General features: G+C 67.2%; 23 protein-coding genes. 10 read left to right on the top strand and 13 right to left on the bottom strand.

Annotated elements, in window-relative coordinates; translation table 11 throughout:
* Positions 1–11 precede the first annotated feature (11 nt).
* The 3 genes from BM337_RS20460 to BM337_RS05350 all read right to left on the bottom strand — a co-directional run bounded on the left by BM337_RS20460 (position 12) and on the right by BM337_RS05350 (position 1976).
* On the bottom strand, positions 12–923 hold the full coding sequence (locus BM337_RS20460) for a hypothetical protein (protein WP_143117643.1): 912 nt from the start codon (positions 921–923) through the stop codon (positions 12–14).
* A gap of 167 nt (positions 924–1090) precedes the next feature.
* Entirely contained in the window at positions 1091–1483 is a 393-nt protein-coding gene (locus BM337_RS05355) for a PD-(D/E)XK family putative nuclease (RefSeq protein WP_089814633.1), read from the bottom strand.
* Between the two features lie 205 nt (positions 1484–1688).
* Positions 1689–1976, bottom strand: coding sequence for a hypothetical protein (locus BM337_RS05350; protein ID WP_089814631.1), 288 nt, complete (start codon positions 1974–1976; stop codon positions 1689–1691).
* A gap of 122 nt (positions 1977–2098) precedes the next feature.
* On the opposite strand from BM337_RS05350, the gene BM337_RS05345 reads away from it, so the two are divergent.
* Positions 2099–3454, top strand: coding sequence for an arylsulfotransferase family protein (locus BM337_RS05345; protein ID WP_089814629.1), 1356 nt, complete (start codon positions 2099–2101; stop codon positions 3452–3454).
* Positions 3455–3522: 68 nt separating this feature from the next.
* Here the strand turns inward: BM337_RS05345 and BM337_RS05340 are convergent, their stop codons facing one another.
* The 6 genes from BM337_RS05340 to BM337_RS05315 form a co-directional block, all read right to left on the bottom strand.
* Entirely contained in the window at positions 3523–3768 is a 246-nt protein-coding gene (locus BM337_RS05340) for a DUF7120 family protein (RefSeq protein WP_089814627.1), read from the bottom strand.
* 50 nt (positions 3769–3818) lie between these two features.
* Positions 3819–4424 carry a hypothetical protein gene (locus tag BM337_RS05335; RefSeq protein ID WP_089814625.1) on the bottom strand — a complete coding sequence of 202 codons (606 nt, stop codon included), beginning with the start codon at positions 4422–4424 and terminating at the stop codon, positions 3819–3821.
* A gap of 477 nt (positions 4425–4901) precedes the next feature.
* Positions 4902–6629 carry a dihydroxy-acid dehydratase gene (gene ilvD, locus BM337_RS05330; RefSeq protein ID WP_089814624.1) on the bottom strand — a complete coding sequence of 576 codons (1728 nt, stop codon included), beginning with the start codon at positions 6627–6629 and terminating at the stop codon, positions 4902–4904.
* Positions 6630–6736: 107 nt separating this feature from the next.
* On the bottom strand, positions 6737–7243 hold the full coding sequence (locus BM337_RS05325; RefSeq protein ID WP_089815585.1) for a DUF7519 family protein: 507 nt from the start codon (positions 7241–7243) through the stop codon (positions 6737–6739).
* Positions 7240–9252 (bottom strand): DUF58 domain-containing protein, encoded by a 2013-nt coding sequence (locus tag BM337_RS05320; protein WP_089814622.1) that lies wholly within the window; start codon positions 9250–9252, stop codon positions 7240–7242. The genes BM337_RS05325 and BM337_RS05320 overlap by 4 nt, the downstream gene beginning before the upstream one ends.
* A complete protein-coding gene (locus tag BM337_RS05315) occupies positions 9249–10133 on the bottom strand; it encodes a DUF4129 domain-containing protein (protein WP_089814620.1) in 885 nt (294 codons plus the stop codon). The genes BM337_RS05320 and BM337_RS05315 overlap by 4 nt, the downstream gene beginning before the upstream one ends.
* A 116-nt stretch (positions 10134–10249) precedes the next feature.
* Between BM337_RS05315 and BM337_RS05310 the strand changes: the two genes are divergently transcribed.
* The 6 genes from BM337_RS05310 (at position 10250) to BM337_RS05285 (ending at position 15748) form a co-directional block, all read left to right on the top strand.
* Positions 10250–11230, top strand: a complete 981-nt coding sequence (locus BM337_RS05310; protein WP_089814618.1) for a beta-ribofuranosylaminobenzene 5'-phosphate synthase family protein — start codon at positions 10250–10252, stop codon at positions 11228–11230.
* Between the two features lie 65 nt (positions 11231–11295).
* On the top strand, positions 11296–12132 hold the full coding sequence (locus tag BM337_RS05305; protein ID WP_089814616.1) for an RAD55 family ATPase: 837 nt from the start codon (positions 11296–11298) through the stop codon (positions 12130–12132).
* Between the two features lie 145 nt (positions 12133–12277).
* Positions 12278–13168: a hypothetical protein gene (locus BM337_RS05300; protein WP_089814613.1), complete on the top strand. Its 891-nt coding sequence runs from the start codon at positions 12278–12280 to the stop codon at positions 13166–13168.
* Positions 13165–13812 (top strand): DUF8135 domain-containing protein, encoded by a 648-nt coding sequence (locus tag BM337_RS05295; protein WP_089814611.1) that lies wholly within the window; start codon positions 13165–13167, stop codon positions 13810–13812. Before BM337_RS05300 ends, BM337_RS05295 begins: the two co-directional genes overlap by 4 nt.
* Positions 13813–14532: 720 nt before the next feature.
* On the top strand, positions 14533–14856 hold the full coding sequence (locus BM337_RS05290; RefSeq protein WP_089814610.1) for a transcription factor S: 324 nt from the start codon (positions 14533–14535) through the stop codon (positions 14854–14856).
* A gap of 52 nt (positions 14857–14908) precedes the next feature.
* Entirely contained in the window at positions 14909–15748 is an 840-nt protein-coding gene (locus tag BM337_RS05285) for a hypothetical protein (RefSeq protein WP_089814608.1), read from the top strand.
* 52 nt (positions 15749–15800) lie between these two features.
* Here BM337_RS05285 and BM337_RS05280 read toward each other — a convergent pair whose 3' ends face one another.
* A complete protein-coding gene (locus BM337_RS05280; protein ID WP_089814606.1) occupies positions 15801–16664 on the bottom strand; it encodes a ZIP family metal transporter in 864 nt (287 codons plus the stop codon).
* 126 nt (positions 16665–16790) lie between these two features.
* Between BM337_RS05280 and BM337_RS05275 the strand changes: the two genes are divergently transcribed.
* Positions 16791–17891 (top strand): NADH:flavin oxidoreductase/NADH oxidase, encoded by a 1101-nt coding sequence (locus tag BM337_RS05275; RefSeq protein ID WP_089814604.1) that lies wholly within the window; start codon positions 16791–16793, stop codon positions 17889–17891.
* Positions 17892–18054: 163 nt separating this feature from the next.
* On the opposite strand, the gene BM337_RS05270 is transcribed toward BM337_RS05275, so the two are convergent.
* The gene (locus tag BM337_RS05270) at positions 18055–19368 is read right to left on the bottom strand and encodes a phosphoribosylamine--glycine ligase (RefSeq protein WP_089814602.1); all 1314 of its coding nucleotides are present in this window, start codon (positions 19366–19368) and stop codon (positions 18055–18057) included.
* A gap of 142 nt (positions 19369–19510) precedes the next feature.
* On the opposite strand from BM337_RS05270, the gene BM337_RS05265 reads away from it, so the two are divergent.
* A complete protein-coding gene (locus BM337_RS05265; RefSeq protein WP_089814600.1) occupies positions 19511–19783 on the top strand; it encodes a DUF7553 family protein in 273 nt (90 codons plus the stop codon).
* A 48-nt stretch (positions 19784–19831) separates the two neighbouring features.
* Here the strand turns inward: BM337_RS05265 and BM337_RS05260 are convergent, their stop codons facing one another.
* A complete protein-coding gene (locus BM337_RS05260; protein WP_089814598.1) occupies positions 19832–20026 on the bottom strand; it encodes a hypothetical protein in 195 nt (64 codons plus the stop codon).
* Positions 20027–20149: 123 nt separating this feature from the next.
* Positions 20150–21379, bottom strand: coding sequence for an ornithine cyclodeaminase, nickel-pincer nucleotide-dependent (locus BM337_RS05255; RefSeq protein ID WP_089814596.1), 1230 nt, complete (start codon positions 21377–21379; stop codon positions 20150–20152).
* A 198-nt stretch (positions 21380–21577) separates the two neighbouring features.
* Here BM337_RS05255 and BM337_RS05250 point away from each other — a divergent pair, with 198 nt between their 5' ends.
* On the top strand, positions 21578–22957 hold the full coding sequence (locus tag BM337_RS05250) for a metallophosphoesterase (protein ID WP_089814594.1): 1380 nt from the start codon (positions 21578–21580) through the stop codon (positions 22955–22957).
* Positions 22958–23046 lie beyond the last annotated feature (89 nt).

Below are 23046 nucleotides of genomic sequence, written 5' to 3'. Positions count from 1 at the left end.
AGCTTCAAGGATTAACTGAAAAAGAGCCAATATATGCTGACAGTATAGAAAGAAATTGTTAGCAGACTTCTCAAATTCGTTTGAATAAAATTGGGGTAGGAAAGTGTTCCAAATATCAAGGCAGGGACCTCTATATTATGCTTCGCGACCTTGATTGTGAATATGATTATAAGTACATCTATGAATGGGATAGTGACTATTGAAATCATATAGGCAATTATGGAAAAAACGGGGATGACAACGACCGCAGCGGCCAAGAATAACCGAAGGGCGCTGGTGTCAGCTTGTCCAGATTCAATGACACCATCTACTTCATCAACGAAATCGCGAAGATCTTGGAGTTCTTCCGTCTCTCTGTCTGGAATACTATCTTTCAAACAGACATATGCAAGCTGAGTGGCGAAATTATAGATTACAAAGTTCACTAACGCCCTCACCGGGTCATCCTGATTTTTGAGATTCTGATTAGCCGAAGAGGCATGTGTATACAATGCGGTTCCCCAGTAGAGACGGTATGCTTTGTAGACAGCTTCAATAAATAGAATAAAAATGAGAGTCAGAATTATAATGAAGATTAGAAAAGTAAGTGGACCACCTATGGGAAGAGGAATATGCGATTGAAGGGCGGAAATTGAAACATCTACAAGATGGAATAGGAGGACAATACTCAGAAATTCCACAATCCGATAAGTCCGTTTCATATACGATTCCGCGTCTGTGAATCTTGATTTGTGTATACTTAGATGAAAGATGGCGATTATTGGTAGTATCATTGCAGCCCCTTGGATAATACTACCTTTGACCCCAGAAGGTGCTAAAGCGAATGCAGCAGCAGAGACAATGGTCGATGAAGCAATTTCAAACTCTATCTGATCTTGACGTGAAAAGTCAAAGAGAATTGTTGAAATTGACTCGTTAGACACGATTCAGTACACTTTGAGTGTGAGATATAATATATTCAGGGGGTCAACAAGCCAGATTTTGAGGCATTATCTCTTGCTCAAATTCCTCTTGAAAAGGGAACCCACATCTCCAGTAAGGCAACTACCAAACTCGTTTTCTAAGGATTGGTGGTGGTTGTCCCAGATCATCAACTGAATATCTCTTTAATATCGATCTTCGCTTGCTGCGCGTCTCGGTGGCTCCCCCCTCCGTGCCACTCCAGCCGTGGAAGTCGCGACGAGTGACGCATCTCCATTGCGATAACTTGAATCCCACGTCCTCGCGGCCTGTAGGGAACGAATACGTACCACCCGTTTGCTCGCCGTAACTTCTGGTGGTACTTGTCGTAGATTTTGAAGTTCCCCGTCTGGCCGTCGGCGTGTTCGTACATGGCAGCCTTGATTTCGATCGGCGACCCATCCTCGCGCTTTGCATCGTGCCAGCTGCACCGCTCCAGCGTGAGCCGGTACCGCTCGGCCGCCTTTCGTTCGGCCAGCGTTCCGTAGTGGTTCGCGCGGTGACTCCGATTTTTCGAGACCATTATTCTGACCTTCTCGAAGCGACGTTTCGCGCACGTCGCGCGTCATATATATCTACTCCTCCGGGTGCTGTCCGGCGATTGCCCATGGCTGGCGCACGCTCGCCATCCGCGAGCGAGCCGTGGGGCTGTACTATCCAGTACGCCGGGGTGGTGCAACGTAGACTGAACGCGTCAGTAGTAGGCCGGGGCAGCGGGAGGTCGTCCGTCACCGACTTGCGCGCCAGCAGAGCCGAAGCCCGAATACGAACACGAGAGCGCCGAACAGCCAGAAGAAGAGCATCGCCGTCGGCGGAATCACGGCCGAACACTCTCCGGCTGCACCACCGATCGTGAATCCACACGCCTCGCGAGCGAGCGCGAGCAACAGGGAGAGCAGGCCCGCGACCGTCGCGGCGACGCCGAGCAGGAACTGGTTCGCGTCGCGACGCCGCGCTTCCAGGGCCTTCCACTGATCGCGGACGGCTTCGCGTTCCCAGGTCGCACCGCGCTCCATGCCTGTCGAAATGTACGATAGTCATTCACAAACAAGTTTCGCACACACCAGGGGTCCGTGACGGGCAGCCGTCGCGCCGATACGGTTATTGAGACCCATCCACAAAGATAGACTCGCATATCGTGAACACTCGGCTCCTCCTTCGGCTCGGATTTGCGGTCCTCGTCCTCGCCGCGATCGCAACTGTCGGGAACGCGATGCTCACCGCCGACGCGACGGCCTCGGACCCGGCGGCGGCCTTCGAGGAGGGCGAGCGGGCCGTCGACCCGCCCGGAGAGACGACGGTGATCACCACCAGCCAGCACGGGAACAACTTCCTCGTCGCGTTCGCGCCGGACGGGACCGTCGCCTACTACGACGACGAGTACGCCTTCTACAACGAGGTCGAGCGGGTGCCTGGCACGAACTCCGTCGTCTACGTGGCGACCGAGCACCTGAACCGCGAGCAGTGCCACGCGACGGAGCCGTGCAACCGGAACGTGATCGAGCGGGTGAACCTCACGACCGGCGAGCGCGAGGTGCTCCACGAGCGGACGAACCCGCGGGACCGGAACCAGTGGCACGCCATCGCGTTGCTGGACGACGACGGCGAGCGCATCGCCGTCGGGGACATCGCCTTCGACCGGGTGTTCGTCGTCGACACGGAGACGGGCGTCATCGACTGGGAGTGGGAGGCCCAGACCGACTATAACCTCTCTAGCGGCGGCGTCTACCCGGGCGACTGGACGCACCTCAACGACGTCGAGGCCCTGCCCGACGGCCGGCTCATGGTCAGCCTGCGCAACCACGACCAGGTGGTCTTCCTCGACCGAGAGGACGGCCTCCAGGAAAACTGGACGCTCGGAGCCGACGGCGACCACGCGACCCTGCACGAGCAGCACAACCCCGACTACATCCCGGCGTCGGGCGGTGGCCCGGCCGTGCTCGTCGCGGACTCGGAGAACAACCGCCTCGTCGAGTACGAACGGACCGACGGGGGTGACTGGAAGGAGACCTGGGAGTGGTCGGACCTGGACCTCCGGTGGCCCCGCGACGCCGACCGGCTCCCGAACGGGCACACGATGGTCGTCGACTCCAACGGCGGTCGCGTCTTCGAACTCGACACCGAGGGCGAGATCGTCTGGCAGGTCGAGATGAAGGGCGCCTACGACGTCGAGCGCTTCGGCGTCCCCGCGGACCGCGACGGCATCGAGACGGCGAGGGAACTCGGCCTCCCTGGCGAGACGGCCCAGGACACCTCGGCTCGGGAGTCGGTCCCGGAGCCGCGCGACGTCCCGGCGGGGTCGATCGGCGCGCTGGAGGGAGTCGTCCCGAGCATCCTCCTCAACGGGCTACTGTACGTGTTGCCGCCCTGGTTCGGAATCCGTGAACTCGCGGCGACGGGTGTCCTCCTGGTCGCAGGCATGGTCTGGGCCGGCGCCGAACTGCGGTGGCGAGGCTTCCGCCTCCGGTCCCCCATCGAGCGACGACGGGAGTAGGGTCAAGCGACGACGGGAGTAGGGTCGAGCGACGACTGGAGCAGGGATCCGCGGAGAGAGAAACGCAGTCAGAACCCGTAGTCGTCGTCCGGTTCGTCCTGGCGGGCGGCGGGGTCCTGTTGCTCGTTGACGCGCTGGTCGAACAGGTTCTCGCCGGGTTCCTCGCCGGGTTCCTCGGCGGGCCCGTACGCCGAGATTCCCATCTTCAGAAGCTCTTCGTAGGCCTGCTCGCGGTTGAGGAACTCGCCCTGCTCGACGAGTCGCGAGATGTCGCTGTCGATGCGGTCCGGCAGGTCGACTTCGGTCTTGGGCATACGTTCGGGTCGGTGAGTCTCCTATGTCAACGTTGTGCTCTGCCCATCAGTCACCGATTCGCCCGGAACGACGCGCTCGGTCGACGTACGTCCTTCGCCAGGGGGCTGATCATGCTGCGCACGGTGAAAAACTGGACGCCGTCTTCCTCGGTATAGATCCCCATCACCTCCACGACGGGGCTCGTCCGCCCCCACGTCATCGTATCGACGCGACTGAGTTCGCTCTCGTCCTTCGAGGGGTGGCTGTGGACCGTCCCGATCAGCCGCGGGTTCTCGCCGGCGAGCGCCTGGTCCGCGGTCTCGCCCACGCAGGTGAACTCGATTCGGTCGGCGCTCTTGGAGAGGGGATCCGCGTGGACCACGTCGTCGATACGGACGTGGGTCTCGTTGACTGCGCCGTAGAGACACCAGCCCACCTCGTGGTCGGGGCTGTACTCGCGTGCGAACGCGGCCTCGTCGTCGCCGTCGATGACGACCGTCCGGTCGTCGGCGTCGTACCCTATCTCGCGAAGTGACAGGCCGACGCTTCCGAAGTACCAGACGAACACCAGCTGCGTAGCCAGGAGCGCAACGGTGAGGACGACGACGGCGCGCGTCAGCGACCGCTTGCTGTAGCGCGCCTCGATCCAGTCGTACCATCGATTCAGCGGCCTCACCTGCGGACCACCTCCCTGGTGACTGAAACGGGCCGACCGGCGGCCCGTGCGGAGATGTCAGCGTGTCGTCTCCACGTTCGAGGCATCTACACACCGTCTCTACCAGTTTTACAAAACTGTACCGTCCACGTCAAGCCATCACAGTGCATACTGGAGATCAGATACGTACCAGGTACTCACTTCTGGCGAACGTGGTGGGGAGGCGAGGGTTCGGGAGGTGCTACTGCCGCGCCTGAACACGAACCTCGAGAGGGAGCTTCTGCTCGATTTTCGACCCTCGCAGAGACTACGTCTCTGCTCACTTCCGACAAACTCGCTCCGCTCGTCTACCGGCGTTCGAGACGTCTTCGACATCTCTCACTCCCGAAAATCGAGTGAAACGAGATTTTCGACCTTCGAAAATCCTGACGGATTTTCTCACTTCCGATAGACTCACTGCGTTCGTCTACCGGCTTTCGTACCGCCTTGCGGCGGTACTCAATCCCACTTCGCGCCGGGATTCGTCACCGCACCGTTCGACGCCGAACCGAAGTCGCGGTGGTACTTCGCCAGCACGCCGCTCTCGTAGTTCGGTTCGGGGTCGTGGTCCTCGAGGCGGTCCTCGATTTCCTCGTCGGTGAGGTCCACCGAGAGTTCCAGTTCGTCGATGTCGATGGTGATCACGTCGCCGTCTTCCAGCGCGGCGATGGGGCCGCCGGCGAATGCCTCGGGCGCGACGTGGCCGATGGAGAACCCGCGGGTCGCGCCGGAGAAGCGGCCGTCCGTGACCAGCGCGACGTCTTCGGCGTGGCCCTGGCCCGCCGCGGCGGAGGTGACGCCGAGCATCTCGCGCATCCCCGGGCCGCCCTGGGGCCCCTCGTTGCGGATGACGATGACGTCGCCGGCCTCGACGCCCTCTTCCTGGACGTACTGCATGGCGTTCTCCTCGCGTTCGAACACACGGACGGGACCCTCGTGATAGAGGTGGTCGTGGCCGGTGATCTTGATGACCGCGCCGTCGGGCGCGAGGTTACCGGAGAGGATGCGGATGGCCCCCTGCTCGTTCTTGGGCTCGTCGATCGTGTAGAGGAAGTCCGCGTCGAGGTCCGCGATGGCCGGCGGATCGGCCGCTTCGAGTTCCTCGGCGATGGTGTTGCCCGTGACGGTGAGCGCGTCACCGTGGAGCAGGCCCGCGTCGTGGAGCTCTTTGAGGACGACCGGAACGCCGCCGACCTCGTGGAGGTCGTTCATGACGCGCGTGCCGCCGGGCTGGAGATCGGCGATCTTCGGCGTCCGCTTGCTGATCTCGTTGAACTCCTCGATGTCGAGGTCGATACCGGCCTCGGCAGCGAGTGCGAGCAGGTGGAGCACGGCGTTGGTCGACCCACCGATGGCGACCTGCAGCGCGATGGCGTTCTCGAAGGACTCCTTCGAGAGGAAGTCCGAGGGTCGGCGGCGCTCGTTCACGACCTCGACGGCGAGGCGGCCGGCGCGCTCGGCCTCTTCGTAGCGCTCCTCGTGCTCGGCCGGTGGCGAGGCCGCACCGAGCGGTGAGAAGCCCAGCGCCTCCGCGATGGAGGACATGGTGTTGGCGGTGAACATCCCGCCGCACGAACCGGCGCCGGGGCAGGCGTTGCGCTCCATCTCGTCGAGTTCGTCCTCGCTCATGTCGCCCGTGGCGACCGAGCCGACGCCCTCGAAGACGTTCTGGACGGTGATCTCGCGACCGTCGTGCTCGCCGGGCATGATCGATCCGCCGTAGAGGAAGACGCTCGGGAGGTCCGTCCGGATGGCGGCCATCATCATCCCGGGCATGTTCTTGTCGCAACCGCCGATGGTGACCAGGCCGTCCATGCGCTCGCCGAAGGAGACGAGTTCGACGGAGTCGGCGATGATCTCGCGGGAGATGAGTGAGGCCTTCATCCCTTCGGTCCCCATGGAGATGGCGTCGGAGATAGTGATCGTCCCGAACTCGATGGGCATCCCGCCCGCGTCGTCGATGCCGTCGTAGGCAGATGCCGCCAGGTCGTCGAGGTGGACGTTACACGGTGTGATGTCCGCCGCCGGGTTCGCGACGCCGACCATCGGCGAAGACAGGTCCTCGTCGTCGTACCCCATCGCGCGGAACATCGCCCGGTGGGGCGCCCGCTCGGTCCCTTCGGTGACCTCTGAACTCGGGAGGTCCTCGTCCTTCTCGGGACGCCGTTTGCGTTCCTGCTGACTCATGCCCGGAAGTGTGTGACGCCGGGCCTTAAGCACACGGACTACCGTGTTCGTCGTCCCCACGTCGGGCGCGCGACGACGGACGACGCCGGAAACGGCCCGGCAGTGGCTCATTCGCCACTGACCGTCAGCGCCACGGCGATACACAGCGCAGCGATCACGAGGAGCATCGGGACGGCCACCGACGCTCGACCGAGGGCCGTCCGGTACAGCGCCAGGCTCCCGACGGCAGTCACGGCCCCGACGAGCGCCGTCGATCCGACGTGGACCAGTTCCAGCCTGGTCGTCCCGGCCCCCCGCCCGAGCTGGTTCCCGAGGTCGATCGCCGTTCCGCCGGCGTCCCAGGCCACCACGGCGGCGACTGCCCCGCCGAGGACGAACAGCGGCGGCGTGTTCGCCACCGCGGCCGCGAGGACGCCGACGATCAGTCCCGCGCTGCCGGCCGTCACCGGGGCGTGCCGCCCGGTGAGGACGCCGCCGGCGACGAGGGCGACGCCGAGGCCGCTCGCCGCGAGCGCGACCCAGTCGTACGGTCCGCTCATGAGGAAGGCGAGAATCGCGGCGGCGACGGCGACGACGCTACTCGGCAGCGTCGGACGTCGGTCGACGCCCGTCATCGCGACCACCGCCGGGTCGAACGAGCCAGCGCCACCGCGAGCGGGTCCTCCCAGTCCCAGTCGACGACCGGAACGCCGCCCGAGCGGAGGTCGGCCGTCCGGAACCGCCGGACGACCGCGGCGAGTCGGTTCCCCGTGGTCCGCCGACTGGTCGGGTCCGGGCTCACGACCGTCACCGGGTAACCGTGCGCTTCGAGTCGCGTCGCCGCGAGGACGGCGGCGTCCGAACAGAGCGGCGAGAACAGGACGACCTGCGCGTCGCCCGGCAGCCGGCTCCGCAGTCGCGAGAACCAGGCGTAGAACGACGGTGACGGCGGCCGTCCCCCTGGCGTGAACGCGGGATCGGTGGCCAGCAGTTCGCGCACGCGGGTTCGGTGGACCTCGCCGGCCCCCGGCGGGATCCAGCAGTCGTCGTCGGCGAGTGCCGCGACGCCGACGCGATTCCCGTCGTCGAGCAGCGCGCTGAACGCCCGTCGGGCCCCGTCGACGGACCGGTCGATCGCGGTCGATCCCCGCGGCTCCGGACCCACGGCGGCGCCGTCCGACGCGTCGACGACGAGGACGACGGTCACGGACCGCTCCTCGCGGAGTTCGAGCGTCGCGAGGTCGCCGCTCTTCGCCCGCCGGTTCCAGTCGATCCGGTGCAGCGGGTCGCCCGGGCGATAGGGCCGCGTCGCGAAGAACTCCGTCCCCTCGCCGCCGACGTCGGTCTTCGCCCGGCCAGTGAGCCCCGTCGGTTGCCTGCGGACGGGGACTGCCGTCTCGACCGGTTCGAGCGGCGGGACGCACCGGATAGTCGTCGTCCCGCCCGGCGAGACCGTCCGCTCGCGTTCGGCGGTCCCCGCGAGGTTGCGAGCGACCACGTGGACCGGTTCGAACGCGTGGTTCCCCCGGCTGGCCTCGACGGCGTACTCGTACGACGCCGTCTCGCCGGCCCGCAGGGCCGTCCCCAGCCTCGGTGAGCCGTCGACCACCGACAGCGCCGGCGGGACGCCGTCGACGAGCCGGAGGTCCGGGAGCGCCCGGTCGCCGTCGTTGGTCACCGAGACGGTCACCGTGACCGACTCGCCGGGCGACGGGGTCTCGACCGAGAGCGTTCGCTCGACCGAGAGCGTCGGCGAGGGCGCCGTGGTCGAACGCGCGTAGGCCGCGTAGCTGATCCCGACGACGCCGACGAGGAGGGCCGTCGCCTGTTCCGCCAGGACGCCGACGGCGATGCCGGCGAGCGCGACGGCACTGACCCCGCGCCAGTGCCCGGTCGACCGACGCCTGGACTCGCCGACGTCGCCCCACGCCGACGGCGGGTCTCCCGTCTCGACGTCGCCCGTCTCGACGTCATCCGTCCCCACGTCACCCGTGAGACGACGCCGCAGGCCCGCCAGACGCGACCGCGACTCGGCGGCGCTGTCCGTCGTCGCCGCTGGCCCGGACGAAATCCCTGCCACGGCCGCGATAGCGTCGATCGTCCGCCGAATCCGCCGCTGATAGGCAGACTCGGCGGTGAGTCGAGACCGCAGGTGGGACCTGAGACGGGACCCGAGCTGGGACAGGCGGGGAACGTCGTCTCCGTCGTCGTCGGCGAGGAAGGCGGCGGCGACCGGGTCGTCGGTCCAGGTCCCGGTCGCGATCCGTTCGCGGGCCTCGGCTTCCGAACAGTCGTCTGACCGCGTCAGCGCCTCGACCGCCACCCGCCGCAGCTGCGACCGACGGCGGCCGCCCTGGGCGTACCGGTAGCCGTCTGCGTCGAACGCGTCGAGCACCGCACCCAGGTCCGCGCCCGGGGACTCGACGTCCGCCGATAATTCGGGGTCGGCGGTTCCCGCTCGCCGGTTCTGTCCCCGATAGCGGGCTCGGGCGACGCGCACGAGCTGGACGAGCGCGAGCACTCCGACCACGACGAGGACGGCGCCTTCGGCCCCGAGTGCGACCAGTCCGGGGACCGCCAGCGTCGCGAGGCCGAGGCCGAACGCGAGGACGCCCGCGACGGCCAGCAGCCCGGACCGGTTCACGGCTCGACCTCCGCGTACTGGTCCTCGATGCGACGGAGCAGCGCCACCGCCCGCTCCTCGTCCGCCGGTTCGGGGTCGCGGCCCCCGTACCGGACTCCCTCGAAGAGGTCGGTCAGTTCGCGGACGTCGCCGGGGTCCATTCCGGCGTCGACGGCCGCCGCCTCGAACTCGCCCGCCGTAGTCGTCTCCGGGCGGGAGACGTCGAGGGGCGACGTCATCTCGCGCCAGGCCCGGTACACCTCGTTGTCGAGGTCGTCGCCGGTCTCGATGCGCTCGGCCGCCCGGCCAGCGGCCCGGCCCACTGCGGCGGCCGCCGTCGACTGGTCGTCGTCGTCGGACGGAGCCGTCGCCGTTCCGGTAGACCGCTGCCTGACCGTGACCACCGCGGCGAGACAGACCAGCGTCAGGGCGGCCACGACAACGAGCGACAGGAGCGACGGGTCGGCCACCGACTCGCCGGCGGCGCCCCCAGCGGTGGCGTTGTCGACCAGCGGCGCCACGGACGGAGACGGGACGCGCTCCGGGTTCGCCCGGAAGAACTGGGCCAGCAGGCCCCCGACGGCACCGAGCGCGAGCAGCCCGACCGCGATTCGGAACGCCCGTCGCCGGTTGACGAAGAGGTACCAGAGCGCGACGAGAACGACGACGGTGACGAACAGCGTCGCGATCTCGGTCAGGAACGTGATCTCGACGGTCTCGGTCGAGCCGACGGAAAACGGTGACGACGGCTGCCCGGCCCCCTCGCCCGTGCCGACACTGCCCGACCCGCCCGAACCGGACCGCTCGGGCTGGAACGCCGTCGGCAACGTCGCCGCGGTGAGCGTCACCGCGAGCACGCCGCAGACCGCGAGCGCGACGTTCCTGACGGTTTCTCTGGCCACAGTCCACTAGCCGGGACAGAGCGGCTTAAAATGACGGTGCCGGACGAATCGGCACGGGCGGTGGTCGCCGCCGGCGAGTGCCCTACCTTCATTTCATCCCCGTCCGAACCCGGGTCATGGTCACGGTCACGACGGCGGCGCGGTTGCACTTCGGGTTCCAGAACCTCGCGCTCGCTAACGAGCGCCTCTACGGCGGGGTCGGGGTCGCACTGGACGGTCCCGAACTGGCGGTGAGCGCCCGGCCCGCCGACGAGGTCCGCTGTGACGACCCGGCCGCGGAGTCGTACGTCCGGCGCGTCGTCGCGACGCTGGACGTGGAGGGGGCCGAGGTCACGGTCCCACAGCGGTTCCCCCGCCACGTCGGCTTCGGCAGCGGAACGCAACTGGCGCTCGCGTCCCTCGTGGCCGTCGCGCGGGCGTACGACGTCGACGTCGACCCGCGCGAGCTGGCACCGGACCTGGGCCGTGGCGGGCGCAGCGGCGTCGGCGTCGCCACCTTCGAGTCCGGCGGTTTCGTCGTTGACGGCGGTCACCCGACCGAGCGATTTACCTCCCGGCCACCGGAGAACGGTGCCTGGACCGTCCCACCGGTCGTCGCCCGCCACGACGTCCCCGGCGACTGGCGGTTCGTCCTGGTCGTCCCGGACGCCGCGTCGGGCGCGAGCGGGGCCGACGAGGACCGCCGGATGCGCCAGTCCGTCGAACGCGCGGACCCGGGCATCGCAGACGACGTCGCGGCGGTACTCACGCGAGAACTCCTGCCCGCCGCCGCGGAGGGGGACCACCGTCGGTTCGGTCGGGCGGCGGCCCGCCTCGGTCGACTCAACGGCGCCTGGTACGCGGACGAACAGGGCGGCGTCTACCGACCGCCGGCGGGCCGGATCGTCGAACGGCTGACCCAGAGCCCCGCCGTCGCCGGCGCTGGTCAGTCCTCCTGGGGACCGGCGGTCTGGGGCCTGACGACCAGGGGCGACGTCGACGCCGCCGAGACCGCCGCGGAGATGGCGCTCTCGGACCTGGGCGTCGACGGTGACGTGCTCACTGCGACGCCACGCAACGACGGCGCGACGGTGCGGGACGGCCCCACGCTGGGGTAGTCGCTGTTATCACAGACGATTGCTGCGGGCGAATCGTTAAGCGGAGCGAGCGGTCATCGGAGACCATGGAACGGATCCCCTTCGGCGTCCGCCAGCTCGACACCATCGTCAACGGCGGGGCACCGACGGGGAGCGTCGTCTTGCTCGCCGGCGAGGCGGGCGCCGGGTCCCGGGAGTTCGTCCACACGAGCGCGCTGCTCAACGGACTCGGCACCGTCGGCGACGACCTGTACGACCTCTACTACGGCGAACCGGGCGCAGAGGCGACCCAGGCCGATGCGGTCCACTACATCTCCTTCACCGACAGCGAGGCCGAACTCGCCGAAGAGATGCGACTCGCGATGGACGACGACGTCGTCGACCGCGGCCTCGACCTCGTCGAGTTTCACGACATGTCCGAGCGGTACTTCCACGTCAGCCCCGTCCCGCGTGAGTGGTACGCCGAGAAGACTCGGACGATAACCGACCTCCGCCAGCGGAGCGACCGGGAGGACCTGCTCGGTGCGCTCGGGTCCACACTCAGCGACGTCGCGCCGGGCAACCTCGTCGTCATCGACTCGCTGTCGGACCTCATCGCCACCCGCACCGAGGAAGTCGACTGGGCGGACATCAACTTCCTCGTCAAGGGCCTCCAGAAGGCCGCCCACGAGTGGGACGGGCTCATCCTCCTCCACCTCAACCACGAGACGCTGACGCCCACGGAGTTCGGCCAGCTATCCGAGGCCGTCGACGGGACGATGCACTTCGAGTGGGAGTCCGGTGGGTCGACGCGGGCGCGGACTCTCGTCGTCAAGCAGTTCCGCGGGGTGCTCTCCCAGATCGAGGACGAGGACATCGTCAGGTTCGAGACCGACATCGGCGACGCCGGCTTCGACATCAGCGACGTCCGGAAGATCAGGTGACGGGGAAGTCGGTCAGGTGACGAGGAAGTCGGTCAGGTGACGAGGCGGAAGATCAGGTGACGGGAGAGCAGATCGGACGACGGGGATATCGTGAGTTGAAATCGGCCGCAAACCCTTAACTAGTAGCTACCGAATCGAGATGGTAATGGCGAGCGAGTCGCGAGAGGACCCAGTCGTCGGCATCGACGTCCCCGAGGAGCTCGACGACTGGCTCGACGAGCAGGCCGCGACGCTCGGGCTGGACCGCGACCAGCTCGTGGCCCAGATCCTTTCGTCCTACCACGCCGCCGCGACGCTCGACGGCGAGCTCGACGCGACGGAGCTGCTGGAGCTGGACGCAGACGACTTCGTCGACGTGGAGAGCGCCGTCGCCGAGGCCGTCGAGGAGCAGGTCGAGTCCCGGCTCGACGACGTGGTCGAATCCCGCGTCGAGGCCGCACTCGACGACCGACTCGACGACCGACTCGACGACCTGGACGCGGAGTTCCAGGCGAAGATCGACGACGTGCGCGAGCGCGTCGTCCAGGTCAAACAGGAGACCGACGCGAAGGCGCCGAAGGCCCACACCCACGACGAACTCGCGGCCGTCGACGCCCTCGACGCCCGGGTGAACGAACTCGCGACCGACCTCGCGAGGCTCCGCGACGACGTCGCCGGCCGCCTCGACGACGTCGAGGACGGACTGGACGAACAAGCGGACGTCGCCGCGGAGCTGACCGAACGCGTCGACGACGCGGCGGAGAAGCTCAACCGCGTCGCCTGGGTCGTCAGCGACCTGAAAGAGGAGACCGCCGGCCGCGACGCCCACGAGAAGGCCGTCGACCGCATCCGACGCGCTGCGGCACAGGAGGGCGTCTCGACGGCGACCTGCGAGCGCTGCGGCGAGGCCGTCCACGTCGCCCTGCTCAACGAGCCGGAGTGCCCCCACTGCCAGGCGACCGTCTCGGACGTCCGCCCGGCCGGTGGCATCCTGCGCAAGAAGGCCCGACTGGTCCCGGCCGCACAGCTCGAAGCCGGCGAGGGCCACGACGGATGACCGACGACCCGTCCGAGGGGGAGGATTCTGCCGATGCCGGTGACCCGTTCGACCGACTGGGGTACGCCGCCGACCGTGACGGCGACCCCTTCGAGCGACTCGACGACGACGTCCCCGCGGACGACGGAACTCCGGACGCTCCCGTCGACGAACCCTGGGTGCCACCGGGCGAAGACCGCCGCGGCGAAGCGACGGGCAAGGACGGTTCCACGGCGGGCGACGACTCGTTCGAGGACACGGTGGACGCCTTCGAGGACACGGTGGACACCTTCGATGAGTCCAGCGACCCCTTCGCGAACGTCGAGACCCCCTCTGAGAGCGCGTTCGAGGGTGCCGGCAACGTGTTCGAGCGCGTCGACGCGGGCGCCGTCGACCCGGACCAGGTCTGGGAGTCGATCACCGGCGAGGACGAGGACGAAGCCAGCGACGGCGACGACGCCGAGCCAGGGGTACCCGACGAGGGGCGCTACAGCGACGTCTCGAAACACCGCTTTTGCGAGGGCTGCGAGCACTTCTCCCCGCCGCCGAACGTCTCCTGTAACCACCACACCGCCGAGATTATCGAGTTCCTCGACATGGAGACCGTCCGCCTGCTGGACTGCCCGGTCGTCGCCGAGCGCGAGGAACTCGAACGGAGTGGATGATCGAACGGAGTGGCTGAGGTTCTCGATCTGGTCCGGGTTGGCGTCGATCAATTCAGGTGAAAGACTGAGCGATCGGTGGATTTTGGTGTTTCAGCAGTGAGCATGAATTCAAACACCTCGAAAGCCCTCGGCACGCTCGCCTCGTGCGACTCGCTGCGCTCCTCACTTCGTTGTCGTTCGAAAGAGCGCGTACGCGCTCTTTCGTGATGACGAGAGAGCTTCGCTCTCTCGAACCACGGTGCTTACGTCGTCGGACGTCGGCGACCGCCCCTCGCCCTTTCAGTCCTCCAGGAACCGCGTAGCTCGCGCACAGAGGCGCTCGCGATTGGACCGCCACCCCTCCCCGAACCCGCCGCGTCCGCGGCGGGTCACGCTTCCTTCCGCAACCGCCCGGCCGGGAGCGAGGCTCTCGCGACCAGGGGAAAGGCAGGGCTGCGGTGCCGTACCTGGTGGAATGAAAGGGCGAGGCGGGGTCCGGGAACCCCGGGCCGACAAGCACCGGAGCGGAGCGAGGAGCGCAGTCGGTCCGCGGGACCGGAGCGCGCCGAGGGCTTTCTAAGTGTTGTTGGCGGTGTCGTTTCTTTCAGTGACGATCAGATGGACTAACTGTTCAACCCATAGCCCCCAGACACCGGAAGAATCACCCAGAGCGTCTCGCAAAAGAAGCGAGCGGGACGAGAAGAGAGTATAAAAGCGGGGGCGCACAAAGGGGGATCAACAATGCAGTTCTGCGACGACTGCGGATCGATGATGCACGCCGACGGCGACGTGATGGTCTGCAAGTCCTGCGGCGCGGAGGTCGCCAAGGACCAGGAGAAGGCCGACGCGTTCGTCAGCACCGAGGCCCAGTCCGGCGACGAACTCATCGAGACGGAGGAGGGCGCCAACTTCGAGGGAAAGCCGACCGCCAAGGACGTCACCTGCGACGACTGCGGCCACGGCGAGGCGTGGTACGAGATCAAACAGACGGGTTCGGCCGACGAACCGCCGACGCGGTTCTTCAAGTGCAAGGAGTGCGGTCATCGGTGGCGCGGATACAACTGAGAGATTTTCAGCGACCTGAAGACATTTACCCAAACGCCGGACAGATGAGCGTATGCGACGACGCGCCCTCCTCGCGAGCGTCGGCGGTTCGCTCGCGGCGCTCGCCGGCTGCATCGATTCCCTGAACGAGACGGGCGACCTCCCGACGGAGCAGTCGCCCCGCGACGACACGCCGACCGACACCCCGACTGAGACGGAGACCAAAGCCTCGGTGACGGTGTCGTCGGTCGTCCACCAGTGGGGGTACGTCGTCCCCAGTTCGCCCGATTCCATCGGGGTGATGAAGACGGACACCCGGTACGTCGTGGCGGACATCGCCGTCGAGGGTGGAACCCTCGACCGGGACGATTTCGCGTGGACCGACGGGGACAGCGAGGTGCGGCCGACGGTCCTCGAGGAGTTCTACCGGACGGACTGGGGCGACGACCAGTGGTACGACGGAGGAGACGGCCGGGGCTTGCTCCTGTTCGAGTTGCCCGACGACCCGGCGGCCGACGCGCCGCGGCTCGAGTGGCCCGGCGGCGGGTGGGACGCCGACGAGTCCCTGGTGGGACAGCTCTCGGCGCCGCGACCGACGCTGAACGCGTCGCTGTCCCTGCGGGACGCGTCCGCCGGCGCGACGGAGAGGACGGTCGAGGTCACGGTGACGAACGAGAGCGACCACGAGGGGCGCTACCTCGGCGCGCTCAATCGGGTCGGGCCGATGGTCGCCTACACGCCGGTCGCGCGTGTCAGTGCGATGGTCGGGGCCGGCGAGACGGAGACGCTGACGGTCGCCGACGACTGGATGGCGTACACGGTGAGCGAGGACGGCGACGGGACGGCGAGTGTCACCTACCACCTCGACGACGGCGACGGGGGCGACACACTCGAGGTGGAACTCGACGGGTGAACGAGCGGACCGGGCAGGTAACAGGCGGTGTCGTCTCCCCGTCCGGCCGGGATCAGTACAGCAGGAGCCACGCCCCGACGACGACGAGAGCGCCCAGCGCGGTCGAACCCACGGCGTGGGTCCGCAACTCGTCGAGGAGGTCGTGGGAGTGCTCGTGGAGCGAGCAGACCTCGTCGATTTCGCTGCCGGCCTCGCAGTTGGGGAGGAAGTCCATCGCGACGTGGAGGAAGATGCCGGCGGCGAAGCCGAAGACGACGGCGTTGATGGCCGGTGCCCCGGGGATGGGGAGGACGGCCGTCGGAATCGCCGTGATGCCGACGCCGGCGGCAGGCAACAGCAGCGCCGTCGTCGACTTGCCACGCCGGGAGAGTCTGCGGGCGGCAGCGTAGCCCGCGGGGCCCTTGTGCGAGACGATAGCGAGGCCGAGCAACAGGCCGAGCGTCGGCATCGAGCCGTACACCAGCCCGATGATGAGCCCCGCCGAGAGGGCGTGGGCGGCGATTTCCGCCGTCGAAACGTCGAAGGAGACGTCGACGTGGGTGAGCCGGTGGCCGATAGTGTGCGAACTGTAGCCGACGACGACGCCGACGGCGATGCCGATCCCGCCGAGCTGGGGGGCGCCCGCGGTCGTCCCGATGCCGATGGCCTGGGGGACGAGAAACATCGCCGCGCTGGTTATCATCGCACCGCTCGCGAGTCCGTAACCCCAGACGAGCCGGTGCGGATTGGTCTCGTTCGCGCGGCCGCCGAGCCACGCGCCCAGCGCCATGGCAACGAAGGCGACCCAGCCGATGACGAGGACCTTCTCGGCCCCGGCGGTGACCGCGAACGCCGAGAGCGCGACGAGCAGGACGGTGCCGGCGACACCGAGCGCCGAGACGCCGGTCGACGACTCCGTCGCAACGAATCGCTCCATTCTACCCATTCCTTATTAAGTCACTTCGTGCTTTTAATAAGAGTGTCGGTCGCCCGGCCGGTGGCGTCACCGGCGAATACCGTACACGCCGTCAGGGACTTCACCCGGTACCGCCAACGGCCACCGATGACGGCACTCTTCTCGCCGCTGGAACTGCGCGAGACGACGATTCCGAACCGCGTGATGGTCTCCCCGATGTGCCAGTACTCCTGCGAGGACCGGGACGGGCTGGCCACGGACTGGCACCACACCCACCTCGGGTCGCGGGCGGTCGGTGGCGCCGGCCTCGTGATGAGCGAGGCGACGGCAGTCGAACCACGGGGGCGCATCACCCCGGAGGACCTGGGTATCTGGAGCGACGACCACGCCGACGCGCTGGCGAAGACGACGGCGTTCGTTCGCGAACAGGGGAGTGTCCCTGCCATCCAGCTCGCCCACGCCGGCCGCAAGGCGTCGAAGACCCGGCCGTGGGAGGACAGCGAACCGGTCGCCCCCGACGAGGGCGGCTGGGACGTCCTGTCGCCGAGCGGGAACGCCTGGCCCTACGAGGACGAATCGCCCACCACGCGAGCGATGGACCAGAACGATATCGAATCGGTCGTCGACTCGTTCCGCGCCGCCGCAGAGCGCTCGCTCGACGCCGGCTTCGAAGTAGCCGAAGTGCACGCCGCCCACGGCTACCTCCTCCACGAGTTCCTCTCGCCCGTGACCAACCACCGGGAGGACGACTACGGCGGCGACTTCGAGGGACGCGCCCGCCTGACTCGCGAGGTCACCGCTGCCGTCCGCGATGTGTGGCCCGACGAGAAGCCCGTCTTCGTGCGCATCTCCGCGACCGACTGGCTCGACGACCGCGACTCCTGGACCGTCGACCAGTCCGTCCGCCTCGCCGACCGACTGCACGAGGCCGGCGCGGACCTGATCGACGTGAGCAGCGGCGGCATCGTCCCCGACTCCTTCCCCGAATACGCCGGGCCGAACTACCAGCTTCGACTCGCCGAACGGGTCCGGGAGGAGACGGAGTCCGACATCGCAGTCGGCGCCGTCGGCGGCATCACGACGCCGGAACAGGCCGAGGGAATCGTCGCCAACGGCCGCGCCGACCTGGCCGTCGTCGGCCGCGAACACCTGCGCGATCCCTACTTCGCGCTACACGCCGCCGAGAAGCTGGGGGCGACCGAGGAGGTCGAGGGACCGGTCCAGTACCGCCGCGCGTTCGGGTTCTGACGCACGGTCGCCGCCGTGGGATCCCGTACGACCGCGGTTACCGGCGTGGATCCGGGCCGACTCGGTACCGATCTGACCACCGCATAGTGGCGGTTGTAAGCCATTTCCGATGTTCGTCGTGACGGGGTCGACGAACACCGGGAAAAAGTCACAACCATCACTATCAGGCCGGTCCGAGGGAGCCCCAGGACTGGAGGCGGTCGCCGTCGCCCTCGATCCAGCGCTCGCCGACGTCGTCCCGGTAGTAGAGGTTGGGGATGACGACGTCCTCGACGCGCCCGTAACACTGCTCCCTGGCCGCCCGCATGGTCTCACCCTTGCCCGTGACGACGAGGGGCATCCCGTTCTCGCCGGCGACCCGCCACTGGCCGTCGACCTTCTTGGCGTCCTCGATGTGAATGCCCTCTCGGCTCTCGGTCTCGAAGACCACGGCGGCGTTGCGGGAGTTCTCGTCGTAGGTCTCCGGGTCGTCGAAGGGGAACGGCGGAAGGACGACGCGGACGCAGACCTGGAACCCCTCGTGGACCGCCAGGTCGGGGTCGTTCCCGTTGGCCAGGTCGTCGAGGAATTCCCCGGTCGAGGACTCGAAGGACTCCTGCTGGAGCGTGATCGTCGGGTAGCCGAATCGCGGCGTGAACTCCAGCGGGTAGATGCCGGTGTCGTTGACGATGCAGTTCAGGTCGATGCTGCCGACGTACCCCTCCTCGGCGAGCCACCCCTCTAGCTTCCCGAGCGTCTCCGCGAACAGCCTGTTCCGGTCCCCCCAGAACATCGACGTCCCCATCTCGCCGGTCTGGGGCCCGATGTTCCCGGGAAACAGCTTCTTGTGCTCGAAGTTGAAGTTGACCCGATCGACGAACCGGTCCCCGTCGAAGAAGCCGCAGACGGCCACCTCGACGCCCTCGACCTTGCGCTGCAGCTGGAACCCCTTCATCCGGTGGCCCCAGGCCTTCTCGTAGGCCGTCAGCACGTCGACGACGTCGCCCCCGTCGTCGTCCCGGCCGACGTACAGCAGGCGCTTGACGTTCTGCACCTCGCCGAGCGGCTTGATCACGTAGGGAGCCGGGTTCTCGCGGACGAACCGGATCCCCGCACCGAAGTCGTGGAAGACGTGGTGCTCCACGGTGTTGACGCCGTGGTCCTCCAGCACCGACATGGCGTAGTCCCGGTCCGCCTCCAGCCGGTCGGTGTTCGGCGTTCCGCCGACCACGGCCGTCCCGTCCGCCCGCAACTCGCGCGCCAGTTCGCCGGTTCCGACGTCCGAACCGACCCAGATGTCGTCGAAGACCACGACGTCGGCCCACTCGATCTCCGCTCGCCAGTCGTCGGTCTTCGGGACGAACCCGTCGCCGATCTCTCGGTCCTGCTCCGACTCGACGTAGTACTTGACGTCGTGGCCCTCTCGGTGAACCTGCCACGCCAGGTCCGTGATCAGCGCGGCGTCCGCCGAGACGAACAGGAACCGTTTCGAATCCATGTCCGGGTATTAGCCAGGAGTGACTTGAGTGTACGTGGCAGCCAGCCGGGACCCAGGCGAGCGGTCCGGTCGTCTCCGGCGCCACCACGCCCTCGCGCTCGATACCCGAACTGTTTTGCTGGCGATGTCTGTACTGGCGACTATGACGCGCGACGAACTCGCGACCGCGAGTGACCTGCTCGCATCGGCCGCCGACAGCACCGACGACGAGGACGACGCCGAGCGACTCGACGGCCTCTCTGGCCAGCTCTCAGACCTCGCCGAAGCCGAGCGCGGCCCGGACCACGGCCGGCTCGCCCGCATCGAGAACGCGCTCAACGACCTGGAGGCCAGCGCTGGCGACGACGCCGCCGGGACGATCGCCGACGCCCACGAGCACGTCACGGAGTACCGCTCCGGCGTCGAGGGCGTCTGAGCGGGACGGCGGAAAAAACGACGGTCGAGGTCGGGGATCGGTCGCCGGCTATCGCAGCCGTTTGACGATCCGGAACGCGATGGACGCCGCGACGCCGATACCGGGAATCTTCGACGAGAGCGCCGCCGCGGCGAGCAGGACAGCGCCGCCGAGGCGGTTGCCCCGGGCGAACGCCACCGCCGCGTCGACGAGCGTCGAGACGATGCCGAGCTTCGTGAACGTCCCCGCGTTTGCAGTTGCCATGTTGCAACCCGGGTAGGAGCCGGGCCGGCATACTCCACCTGCTTGCACATTCCGGCTCATCGATCGATCCGACCGCTGATCGCCGCTGCGCTGTCCGGCAGCGCGCCCTGCGGGCGCGCCGCCCTACGCCTCCTCCAGCAGACTCTCCGCCAGGATCGGGACGAACGTCCCGATGTCGGTGACCATCCCGACGGCCTGCGCGGAGCCGCGGTCCAGCAATTGCGTCACGGTCGCGGGGTTGATGTCGACGCACACCACCCTGGTCGTCGAGGGGAGGCAGTTCCCGACGGCGACGGAGTGCAGTAGCGTCGAGAGCATGAGCACCATGTCGGCCTCGTGGGCCTGCTCGCGGATGGCGTCCTGGGCCTCGACGGCGTCGGTGATGGTGTCAGGGAGCGGGCCGTCGTCGCGGATGGATCCGGCCAGCACGAAGGGGACGTCGTTGGTGACGCACTCGTACATCACGCCTGACTCGATGAGGCCGTCGTCGACGGCGGGTTCGATGCCGCCCGCGCGGATGATCTCCGAGATGGTATAGATGTGGTGCTTGTGGCCCTTCCGGGGGTGGTCGAGGCTCTCGGTGTCCATCCCGAGCGAGGTGCCGTAGAGGTCGCGTTCGAGGTCGTGGACGGCGAAGCCGTTGCCCGCCGAGAGCATGTCGACGAAGCCCTCGTCGACGAGGCGGGCCAGGTCCTCTCGCGCGCCGGAGTGGATGAGCGCCGGGCCGCAGACGGCCAGGACCTTCCCACCCTCCTGTTTGGTCTCCTCGATGGCGTCGGCGATCTGGTGGATGGTCGAGACCGACGGGCGCTCCGAGGAGACGCCGCCCTGCATGAAGCCGAAGGCGCCCTCCTTGTCGCGGGGGCGCTCGGGCGGCTCGACCTTGATGCCGGTCTCGCCGGTGACGATCAGGTCGCCCTCCTCGACGGCGTTGAGGACCTTCGTGTACGCTCTGGGATCGTCTCCATCTTCCACGACGACGGCGCAGTCCATCTCCACGTCCTCGACTGCCACCCATTCGCCCTCGTAGCGGATGAACGTCGGGTGGTTGGTCGTCGAGTAGAAGCCGGTCGGGACGACCTGGTCGCCCGGCGCGGGCGTCAGTTTGGCGTCCTTGGGGTCGGCCGGGTTCGCGCCGTTCTGGTGGAGTTCGTGGACGATGGACTGGAGCTGTTCCTCGTCGTCGGCCTCCACGAGGAGTCGTGCGTAGGAGGACTCGGTCTTGTGGCGGCCGATGTCGAACTCCTCGACGGAGAAGGAGCCGCCCATGTCCATGACGATCCCGAAGGCGGCCTGCATCATCCCCGAGTCGATGATGTGGCCCTCCAGTTCGATTTCGCGAGAGACGGTCATGGTGGGGGAATGGGGGAGCGGCGTCAAGACCGTTTTGGAGCGGGAAGCGCCGCCGGGTCGAGACGCTTTGTCTGGCTCGTCCGACAGGACGTCGGCGTCGTGCCGTCACATCTATCCGCGCGAGCGCCGACCGATCGGTATACGGCCCCAAACAGTTGGGACCAACAGCTTTCACGAATGGTCCAGACTTCGGACGCAATGGCCGACGGCGGCGACGGCGAGGATCCGGTGTACTACGTCATCAGCGACCTGCACATCGGCGGCGACGAGCAACTCGAACACGTCGAGTTCCTGGAGGAGTTGCTCGAGTTCCTGGAGCGACTCGAGACGACCGACGAGAACGCCGAACTGATAATCAACGGCGACGCGTTCGGGCTCTGGGAGTTCACCGCCATCGACGGGCCGGCGAAGTTCGACGTCCTCGTCGACCGGTACCCCCAGTTGTTCGACCAGCTCCGTGCCACCGGCGAGTCGATCCCGATTACGCTGCTCCCCGGCAACCACGACCACGAACTGGCCGCCTACGACCAGTACGTCGAGCGCTTCGCCGCGTACAACGTCAACCTCGTGCAGGCCCAGTCGATGACCAGGCCCGTCGGTGACCAGGTTATCCACTTCGAACACGGCCACCAGCAGGACCCCAACAACGAGATCGAAGACTGGGGCAGTCCCCACGCGACGCCGCTGGGGTACTACTACAACACGCTGGTGACGAGCAGGGCCGGTCAGCTCTCCGACCGCGGCCGGTACAACTGGCTGAAGGACGTCCAGGCCGTCACGCCGACCGAGCGGATGCCGGCCTGGCTGCTCTCGAAGTACTTCTACCGCGAGATGAACCCGGTCCTCCGGTACGCGCTGGTGCCGTTCCTGCTCCTGTTCAACGTCAGCGCGTTGCTGGCGGTGCTGGCGGGACTCGACCTGGCGGGCGTCTGGTCGATGCCGGTCGACCAGGCCGAGGCGTTCCTCGGCCAGTTCGGGATGGCCGGCACCGCGCTCTGGTTCCTGCTCTCGGTCAACGTCGCCGTCGCGGGGCTGCTGGTGCTCGTCGGCATCCCCCTGTATCTCATCCGGCGGGACGCCCGCAAGACCATCCAGCGCTTCGGCGTCTTCGAGACGGCGCTGACCGTCGACGCCGAGGCGCCCTACGCGGAGCGGGTCCGCGACATCGTCGACGAGCGCTCGGAGACCGCCGTCTACTGTTACGGGCACACCCACCGACCGAACGTCCAGACCGTCGACGGACGCTTACTGGTCAACACCGGGACGTGGCTGAAGCGGCTCCACCGCCGCGACGGCGTCATCGGCGTCCTCCCGCCGGTGTTCTACCCGTCCTACCAGCTCTGTGCCGTCCGTATCGCGGCCGAACCGGAGGGCGTGGCCGTCGAGTACGAGGAGATCGAGAAGCCGAACCCCGGCGACGAAGAGCTCACCCTCACCGAACGGCTGCTCACCCTCGGTCGCGAGCCCGACCCGGCCCTCCCGGACCGGCGTGTCGTCGGCGAGACGGCGGGTGAGCGCCCGGTCTCGACGCCGACGCCCGCGGCGGCGGACGGATCTGGAGATGACCCGATCGACTAGCGCCCAGCCGATTCGATAGCGAACAGGCGACGGACTGCATCCTGTGGAGTGAAACGACACAGGGCTCAGAAGACGAACGAAGTGAGTCT

The sequence above is a fragment of the Halomicrobium zhouii genome, from assembly GCF_900114435.1.
Taxonomy (GTDB): domain Archaea; phylum Halobacteriota; class Halobacteria; order Halobacteriales; family Haloarculaceae; genus Halomicrobium; species Halomicrobium zhouii.
Note: the sequence above shows the minus strand (reverse complement) of the source record. Positions and strands in the feature narration are given on the sequence as shown.

What these genes read in the sequence shown, in the direction of transcription:
- BM337_RS05275 (WP_089814604.1), top strand. Translation starts at nt 16,791, where the DNA reads ATGACGGCACTCTTCTCGCCGCTGGAACTGCGCGAGACGACGATTCCG.
- BM337_RS05260 (WP_089814598.1), bottom strand. Translation starts at nt 20,026, where the DNA reads ATGGCAACTGCAAACGCGGGGACGTTCACGAAGCTCGGCATCGTCTCG.
- BM337_RS05325 (WP_089815585.1), bottom strand. Translation starts at nt 7,243, where the DNA reads ATGACGGGCGTCGACCGACGTCCGACGCTGCCGAGTAGCGTCGTCGCC.
- BM337_RS05280 (WP_089814606.1), bottom strand. Translation starts at nt 16,664, where the DNA reads ATGGAGCGATTCGTTGCGACGGAGTCGTCGACCGGCGTCTCGGCGCTC.
- BM337_RS05290 (WP_089814610.1), top strand. Translation starts at nt 14,533, where the DNA reads ATGCAGTTCTGCGACGACTGCGGATCGATGATGCACGCCGACGGCGAC.
- BM337_RS05265 (WP_089814600.1), top strand. Translation starts at nt 19,511, where the DNA reads ATGACGCGCGACGAACTCGCGACCGCGAGTGACCTGCTCGCATCGGCC.
- BM337_RS05250 (WP_089814594.1), top strand. Translation starts at nt 21,578, where the DNA reads ATGGCCGACGGCGGCGACGGCGAGGATCCGGTGTACTACGTCATCAGC.
- BM337_RS05350 (WP_089814631.1), bottom strand. Translation starts at nt 1,976, where the DNA reads ATGGAGCGCGGTGCGACCTGGGAACGCGAAGCCGTCCGCGATCAGTGG.
- BM337_RS05340 (WP_089814627.1), bottom strand. Translation starts at nt 3,768, where the DNA reads ATGCCCAAGACCGAAGTCGACCTGCCGGACCGCATCGACAGCGACATC.
- BM337_RS05355 (WP_089814633.1), bottom strand. Translation starts at nt 1,483, where the DNA reads ATGGTCTCGAAAAATCGGAGTCACCGCGCGAACCACTACGGAACGCTG.
- BM337_RS05270 (WP_089814602.1), bottom strand. Translation starts at nt 19,368, where the DNA reads ATGGATTCGAAACGGTTCCTGTTCGTCTCGGCGGACGCCGCGCTGATC.
- BM337_RS05255 (WP_089814596.1), bottom strand. Translation starts at nt 21,379, where the DNA reads ATGACCGTCTCTCGCGAAATCGAACTGGAGGGCCACATCATCGACTCG.
- BM337_RS05285 (WP_089814608.1), top strand. Translation starts at nt 14,909, where the DNA reads ATGCGACGACGCGCCCTCCTCGCGAGCGTCGGCGGTTCGCTCGCGGCG.
- ilvD (WP_089814624.1), bottom strand. Translation starts at nt 6,629, where the DNA reads ATGAGTCAGCAGGAACGCAAACGGCGTCCCGAGAAGGACGAGGACCTC.
- BM337_RS05300 (WP_089814613.1), top strand. Translation starts at nt 12,278, where the DNA reads ATGGCGAGCGAGTCGCGAGAGGACCCAGTCGTCGGCATCGACGTCCCC.
- BM337_RS05305 (WP_089814616.1), top strand. Translation starts at nt 11,296, where the DNA reads ATGGAACGGATCCCCTTCGGCGTCCGCCAGCTCGACACCATCGTCAAC.
- BM337_RS05295 (WP_089814611.1), top strand. Translation starts at nt 13,165, where the DNA reads ATGACCGACGACCCGTCCGAGGGGGAGGATTCTGCCGATGCCGGTGAC.
- BM337_RS05310 (WP_089814618.1), top strand. Translation starts at nt 10,250, where the DNA reads ATGGTCACGGTCACGACGGCGGCGCGGTTGCACTTCGGGTTCCAGAAC.